The sequence below is a fragment of the Pseudomonas sp. genome, assembly GCF_049645325.1.
GTDB lineage: Bacteria > Pseudomonadota > Gammaproteobacteria > Pseudomonadales > Pseudomonadaceae > Aquipseudomonas.
In genome coordinates this window covers 1-6,801 of record NZ_JBARTQ010000130.1, presented here as the reverse complement: position 1 = coordinate 6,801, position 6,801 = coordinate 1, and the positions used below count along the sequence as shown (strand labels likewise).

Annotated in this window: 8 protein-coding genes; 4 read left to right on the top strand and 4 right to left on the bottom strand. The window is 61.5% G+C overall.

The annotated features are described in order from the left end of the window. Positions 1-73: 73 nt before the first annotated feature. Together WBB95_RS05755 and WBB95_RS05750 are read left to right on the top strand one after the other, a co-directional pair. The gene (locus WBB95_RS05755; RefSeq protein ID WP_424486678.1) at positions 74-1,261 is read left to right on the top strand and encodes an acyl-CoA dehydrogenase family protein; all 1,188 of its coding nucleotides are present in this window, start codon (positions 74-76) and stop codon (positions 1,259-1,261) included. A gap of 11 nt (positions 1,262-1,272) precedes the next feature. Further along, positions 1,273-2,376, top strand: a complete 1,104-nt coding sequence (locus tag WBB95_RS05750; protein ID WP_424486677.1) for a sigma-54 interaction domain-containing protein — start codon at positions 1,273-1,275, stop codon at positions 2,374-2,376. On the opposite strand, the gene WBB95_RS05745 is transcribed toward WBB95_RS05750, so the two are convergent. After that, entirely contained in the window at positions 2,365-2,730 is a 366-nt protein-coding gene (locus WBB95_RS05745; RefSeq protein WP_424486676.1) for an antibiotic biosynthesis monooxygenase, read from the bottom strand. The genes WBB95_RS05750 and WBB95_RS05745 overlap by 12 nt on opposite strands. A 100-nt stretch (positions 2,731-2,830) precedes the next feature. On the opposite strand from WBB95_RS05745, the gene soxR reads away from it, so the two are divergent. After that, complete coding sequence (gene soxR, locus WBB95_RS05740; RefSeq protein ID WP_424486675.1) at positions 2,831-3,280, top strand: redox-sensitive transcriptional activator SoxR; 450 nt, start codon at positions 2,831-2,833, stop codon at positions 3,278-3,280. Between the two features lie 61 nt (positions 3,281-3,341). Here soxR and WBB95_RS05735 read toward each other — a convergent pair whose 3' ends face one another. Genes WBB95_RS05735 through WBB95_RS05725 form a run of 3 tightly spaced genes read right to left on the bottom strand, consistent with a single transcriptional unit; the run spans position 3,342 to position 6,034 of the window. Continuing rightward, entirely contained in the window at positions 3,342-4,112 is a 771-nt protein-coding gene (locus WBB95_RS05735; RefSeq protein ID WP_424486674.1) for a MetQ/NlpA family ABC transporter substrate-binding protein, read from the bottom strand. Positions 4,113-4,141: 29 nt separating this feature from the next. Further along, positions 4,142-4,807 carry a methionine ABC transporter permease gene (locus tag WBB95_RS05730; protein WP_016980232.1) on the bottom strand — a complete coding sequence of 222 codons (666 nt, stop codon included), beginning with the start codon at positions 4,805-4,807 and terminating at the stop codon, positions 4,142-4,144. 3 nt (positions 4,808-4,810) lie between these two features. Further along, positions 4,811-6,034, bottom strand: a complete 1,224-nt coding sequence (locus tag WBB95_RS05725; protein ID WP_424486673.1) for an SfnB family sulfur acquisition oxidoreductase — start codon at positions 6,032-6,034, stop codon at positions 4,811-4,813. A gap of 225 nt (positions 6,035-6,259) precedes the next feature. Between WBB95_RS05725 and WBB95_RS05720 the strand changes: the two genes are divergently transcribed. After that, the gene (locus WBB95_RS05720) at positions 6,260-6,718 is read left to right on the top strand and encodes a VOC family protein (protein ID WP_424486672.1); all 459 of its coding nucleotides are present in this window, start codon (positions 6,260-6,262) and stop codon (positions 6,716-6,718) included. Positions 6,719-6,801 lie beyond the last annotated feature (83 nt).

Here is a 6,801-nt window from a genome sequence, read left to right as displayed (position 1 = left end):
ACCCAGCGCTTTCGCGAGCAAGCCCGCTCCCACATTTGGCCTTTATTGCCAACTAGACATTGAGGAATCCCGCGTGACAGCCAAACCCCACAGCGTCCTGCCATCCCCCTTGCAGACCGCCAAACTGCTGGCCGCCGAATTCGCCCTTACCGCCGTCGAACGCGACGAGCGCGGTGGCACGCCCAAAACCGAACGTGACGCCCTGCGCCAAAGCGGCCTGCTGGCCCTGAGCATTCCCACTCAATACGGCGGCCTCGGCGCGCGCTGGAGTGAAACCCTGGGCATCGTGCGCGAGTTCGCCAAGGTCGACAGCTCCATCGCCCATGTCTTCGGCTTTCACCACTTGATGCTCGCGACCGTGCGCCTGTTTTCGCGCCCGGACCAATGGCAACCGTGGTTCGAACAGACCGCGCGCAAAAACTGGTTCTGGGGCAATGCCCTCAACCCGTTGGACACGCGCACGGTGGTCAAGGATTTCGGCGGCTGGCGCGAGTTCTCCGGCAAGAAGAGCTTCTGCTCCGGCGCCAGCGATTCGGAAATGCTGATTGCCTCGGCAGTCGATGAAAGCGCCGGTGGCAAGCTGCTGATCGCTGCCATCCCGAGCGGGCGCAGCGGCATCACCCTGCACAACGACTGGAACAATATCGGCCAGCGCCAGACCGACAGCGGCAGCGCCAGCTTCGAACGGGTGCGCGTCGAGGAGTCGGAACTGCTGCTGGATCCTGGCCCGCTGAGTACGCCGTTCGCCTGCCTGCGGCCGCTGATCGCGCAGTTGACCTTCACGCATATGTTTCTCGGCATTGCTGAAGGCGCGTTTGAAGAAGCGCGCACGTACACCGTGACCGAAACCCGCGCCTGGCACAAATCCACGGCCGGCGACGTACGCCAGGACCCTTACGTGCTGCACCACTACGGCGAGTTCTGGGTCGCGCTGGAGGGCGTGCGCCTGCTGGTGGAGCGCGCAGCCGAATTGCTCGACCAGGCGTGGGCCAAAGGCCCCAACCTCAGCGAACACGAACGCGGCCAATTGGCCATCGCCATCGCCACCGCCAAGGTCGCCGCCACCCGCCAGGGCCTGGACCTGTGCAGCCGTCTGTTTGAAGTTACCGGTGCGCGCTCCACCCATGCATCGCTGCGCCTCGACCGCCACTGGCGCAACCTGCGCACGCAAACCCTGCATGACCCGGTCGACTACAAGCTTCACGAACTGGGGGACTGGGCGTTGAACCAGGCCCTGCCGATTCCAACGTTCTACTCCTGAGAGAGGTGCCCATGCAGCTTTTAACCCTACCGCCCTCGCCGGCCCTCGCGACGTCGATCCGCGCCACGGCGCAGGTCTTCGAAGACCCGAAATCCCAGGCGCTGCTCGACCACATCCAGCAAGTTGCACCCAGCGAAGCCAGCGTGCTGATCATCGGCGAGACCGGGACCGGTAAAGAGTTGGTGGCACGCCATATCCACAACCTCAGCGCGCGGCGCAACCGGCCGTTCGTGGCGGTGAACTGCGGGGCATTCTCCGAATCGCTGGTGGAGGCCGAACTGTTCGGCCATGAAAAAGGCGCGTTTACCGGCGCCCTCAGCGCCAAGGCCGGCTGGTTCGAGGAGGCCGACGGCGGCACCTTGTTTCTCGATGAAATCGGCGATTTGCCGATGGCCATTCAAGTCAAGCTGCTGCGCGTCCTGCAGGAGCGCGAAGTGGTGCGCCTCGGTTCGCGCAAGAGCATTGCGATTGATGTGCGTGTATTGGCTGCAACCAACGTGCAGCTGGAAAAAGCCATCAACGCCGGGCACTTTCGCGAAGACCTGTACTACCGCCTTGACGTGGTCAGCCTGGAACTCAGCCCGCTGCGTGATCGGCCGGGCGATATCCTGCCGCTGACCCGACACTTTATCGAAGCCTACAGCCAGCGCCTGGGCTACGGCACAATCACCATCAGCCGCGACGCCGAGCACAAGCTCAAGAGCTACAGCTGGCCGGGCAATATTCGCGAGCTGGAAAACGTGATTCACCACACCCTGCTGATCTGCCGCAATGGCGTGATCGAGCGCGATGCTCTGCGCCTGTCGAACATGCGCATTGAGCGCCAGGACGATAGCCAGCACGGCACCGACAACAGCGCCGAAGCCTTGCTTGCGCGGGCCTTCCAAAAACTCTTCGAGGAACAGGCCGGCGCCCTGCATGAAAAAGTCGAAGACGCCTTGCTGCGCGCCGCCTACCGTTTCAGTCATTACAACCAGGTGCACACCGCCAACCTGTTGGGCTTGAGCCGCAACGTCACGCGCACGCGCTTGATCAAGATCGGCGAGCTGGCGGTGAACAAGCGCCGCCCCGGCGAAAACGTGCAGGGCGAGCGCATGTTGCACCTATCCATTTAAGCGGCAGTGCAACGCGTTGTCATGGCTGCGCTCAAAACTGCGCAGCACCTGGAACGAACCGAACGTCACCGCCGTGGCCTGATGGGCGCGAATCAGCGTCCAGAAATCTTCCTCACCGTGCTCGAAGCATTTGAACGCCGCCTCGCCATCCTCGCGCGAGCGCCATTGCAGGTAGTTGAGCACCCGCCGCCCGTCATCACTGACCTGCACACTGGCATTGATAAAACCGCTATGGCCCTGGGCCAGGCGCTCGCTTTGGGTGGACAACGCTGCCACCAACGCCACTTGCTGTTGGGGCTCGATCTGAAACTCGATCAATTGAGTGAAGCTGCGATTCTTCTCTGATACCTGCATGAACACTCCCCTTTCTGTGTAGGCAAAATCTTGCGATTCGATGCCACGCAGGGTAAAACCTCCAGTTAAGTCAAGGTCAAGCGTTGATTCGGAGCGTTTCATGCTGAACAAAGAACTCACCGTCGGCCAATTGGCCGCCCGCAGCGGCGTAGCCGTCACGGCACTGCACTTCTACGAGTCCAAAGGGCTGATCAAAAGCAACCGCAATGCCGGCAACCAGCGGCGCTATCCACGGGATGTGTTGCGCCGCGTGGTGGTCATCAAAATCGCCCAGCGCCTGGGGATTGCGCTGGCGACGATTGGCGAGGCGTTGCAGACGCTGCCGGACGCACGCACGCCCAATGCCCAGGACTGGGAGCGTTTGTCGGCGCTGTGGCGGGAGGACCTGGATGATCGCATCAACAAGCTGATGCTGCTGCGCGACAAGCTCAGCGGGTGTATTGGCTGCGGGTGTTTGTCGCTGGAGGCGTGCCCGCTGCGCAACCAGGACGATAAACTCGGTGAGTGCGGCCCGGGCGCGCAACTGCTAGAGCCCGGCACACCATCCTGATCTGAAAAACCGATCAAAGTGGGCGCTGGAGCGCGTTCCCACATTTGAACGGTATCGGGGGTTAGAAACCCGGCGCGATCTGGCCCTTGTAGCGCGTCAGGATGAATTGGCGCACTTCCTCGGAATTCAACGCCTTGGCCAACTTCTGGATACGCGGGTCATTGATGTTGTCCGGCCGCGCCACCAGGTACTCGACGTACAGGGATTTACCCTTTTCCACGATCAACGCACTGTTGGTATCGATCCCCGCTTCCAGCGCGTAGTTGGCAAACACAAACGCCAGGTCCACCTGGCTCACCGAACGGGCCAGCAGGGCACCTTCCAGTTCGCGGATTTTCAGGTGTTTGGGGTTTTCTGCAATATCACGTGGCGTGCTCAGGGTATTGCTCGGGTCCTTGAGCTTGATCAGCCCGGCCTCATCCAGCAGCACCAGGGCACGGCCGGTGTTCACCGGGTCGTTGGGGATCGACACCGTCGCGCCATCTTTCAATTCCGAGATGTTTTTGATCCGCGTCGAATACGCCCCGAACGGCTCGATATGCACGCCCACCACCGGCACCAGGTCCGTGTGGCGGGTCTTGTTGTAATCATCGAGAAACGGGCGGTATTGGTAGTAGTTGGCATCGATATTTTTCAGCGCCAACTGTTGGTTGGGCTGGATAAAGTCGGTAAAGACTTTGATCTGCAAGTCCACGCCCTCCTTGGCCAGCGCCGGTTTCACAAACTCAAGGATTTCCGCATGGGGCACGGGTGTGGCGCCGACCACCAATTTCTCGTTGGCGAACGCATTGAACGACAGGACAGCGGCCAAAATGACCAGGGACTTTTTCATAGTTGCTCCGAAAGCAGTTGTTATAGGAATTAACGGCGGCTATAACGCGCCACCAAACGATCACCGGTCATTTGCAGGGCCTGCACCAGCACCAGCAACAGCACGACGGTGACCACCATCACGTCGGTCTGAAACCGTTGGTAGCCATAACGAATCGCCAGGTCACCCAGGCCACCGCCACCAATCACCCCGGCCATGGCGGTGTAGTCCACCAGCACAATTGCGGTGACGGTCACCGCCGCCAGCAGCCCACCGCGGGCCTCCGGCAACAGCGTGTGGCGGATCACCTGCCAGGTACTGGCGCCCATCGATTGGGTGGCCTCCACCACGCCGCGGTCGACCTCGCGCAGCGCGGTTTCCACCAGCCGCGCAAAAAAAGGCGTACACCCCACCACCAGCGGCGGGATGGTGCCCGGTACGCCTAGGGAAGTGCCCACCAGCAAGGTGGTCAGCGGAATCAACACAATCAGCAGGATGATGAACGGCAGCGAGCGCAACACGTTGACCACCACCGACAGCAACCGGTACACCACCAGCGCTTCGTGCAACTGGCGCTTGCCGGTGAGAAACAACAGCACCCCGAGCGGCAACCCCAACAGCACGGTAAAACCCAGGGCAGCGGCAAGCATGCTCAGGGTCTCCAGGCACGCTTGGCCGATGTCGGCCCAGTAGATGTTTTTGAACAATTCGGCCATGACTTACGACCAGTCGTGGCGTGGCGGCTTGGTGCCGTTGAGCAACCAGTTGCCCACTGCGTGGTATTTCCAGCGCACCGGGTCATGCAAGGTGTGCACCCGCGCATTGCGCCAGTGGCGGTCGAAGTTGTGCTTCTTCAAGGTCGAGCGTGTGCCGCCGAGTTCGAACAGTTTGTTGCTGGCTTCGATGGCGATTTCAGTGGTCAGCACCTTGGCGCGCGCCACTGCCAGGGACGCGTGGGCGACGTTGTCTTCGTTCGGCGCCGGGCGGGCGGCATCCAGCGCAAACCCTGCACGCTCCAGCAAGGCTTCGGCGGCTTCGAGGCGGATATCCAGAGCACCGACCTGAATGATAGTCAGCGGGTCGTCGCTGGCTTTTTCCACGCCAGCGTCGATCCACGGCCGAGCGAACTGCTGCACGAACTGCACGGTGTCACGTAGCGCGGCGCGGGCAATACCGGCGTCGATGGCTGCGGTAGTCAGTTGTGCGAAAGGGCCGGCCAAGGTCGGTGAATCGTAGGATTTATGCGTAGGAAACAGGTTAAACGCCGGCACCCGCAAGTTCTCCGCCAACACCGTGCCGCTGGAGGTGGTGCGCTGGCCCATGCTGTCCCAGTCATCCACCACCACCAACCCCTCGGTACCGCGCTGCACAAAAGCCAGCTGCGCATTTTGCTGCTCATCCAAAGCCAACACGGCCAGCCAGTGGGCATACAGCGAACCGGTGCAGTAACCCTTGCGCCCGTTGATCACATAACCGTCGCCTTCCCGATGAACAGTCGCCCGGATGTCCTGCACGTTCTTGCCGCCGGTTTCCGACAGTGCATTCGCAAACCGGTGGCCTTGCAGCGCCAGGCCGAAGAAACGCGCCTGTTGTTCAGGCGTGCCTTGCAGGCGGATGTCTTCCAACAGGCAGTAGTGTTTCTGGGGGATTTGCCCCAGCGACGGGTCGGCTGCCGAGATAATTGCAATGACTTGGGCCAGCACCGCGTAGGACACCTGCGCCCCGCCGAATTCGCGCGGCACGCTGATGCCCCACAGGCCACTGTTGGAATACAGGTCGACGACCTCAGCAGGCACGTGGCGAATGCGGTCGCGCTCGGCGTCCTGCTCCAGGAGCACCGCCGCAACGCGGCGGGCGACGGCAAGCGCCTGGGCTTCATCGCGGATCAGCTCGGCGTGAGGCGAATGGATCAGGTAATCGGCAGATACAGGCAGTACAGGCATACAACGCTCTCGGGCGAATGGTTTGCCTGAGGTATTGCAGCATCTGTGCCGAGCCCTGAAACAGGCAGTTTGGCCTTACAAACGGGATCCAAAAGCGCTTATGGCGCAGCAATCTGCCCGTTCACTGTTGCCTGGCCAACACCTCGTCGGCTGCCCGCAGCCCACGCGCCACGTGGCCTATAGTGAAAAGGCCGTGCCTCCACCACCGCCATCAAGGAGAACGATATGAGCGTTAAACCTGTTCCAGAGGGTTATCACAGCGTCACGCCTTATATGGGCATCGACAACGCGAGCGAAGCCATCGAGTTCTACAAGAAAGCCTTCGGCGCCACGCAAGTCATGCGCCTGGACATGCCCGACGGCAAGGTCGGCCATGCCGAGCTGCGCATCGGCGACTCGGCCATCATGCTCGGTTCGCCCTGTGCCGAGATGGCCTTGCGCAACCCGGATGAACACACCAGCGTCGGCTTGCACCTGTACGTGAACGACGTGGACGCGCAATTCAAACAAGCCGTTGCCGCAGGCGCCAGCGTGGTGTCCGAGCCGAAGGATCAGTTCTACGGCGACCGTTCGGCAAGTGTGAAAGATCCGTACGGCCACCTGTGGTTCCTGGCTTCGCGCAAGGAAGACCTGACTGAGGCGCAGATTCGCGAGCGTGCCGAGGTCATGTTCAAGCAAGGCTGAGGTCTCAACAGCCATACACCTTCACTGTGGGATCTGGCTCGTGTGGGAGCGGGCTTGCTCGCGAAAGCGGTGGGTCAGTCAAT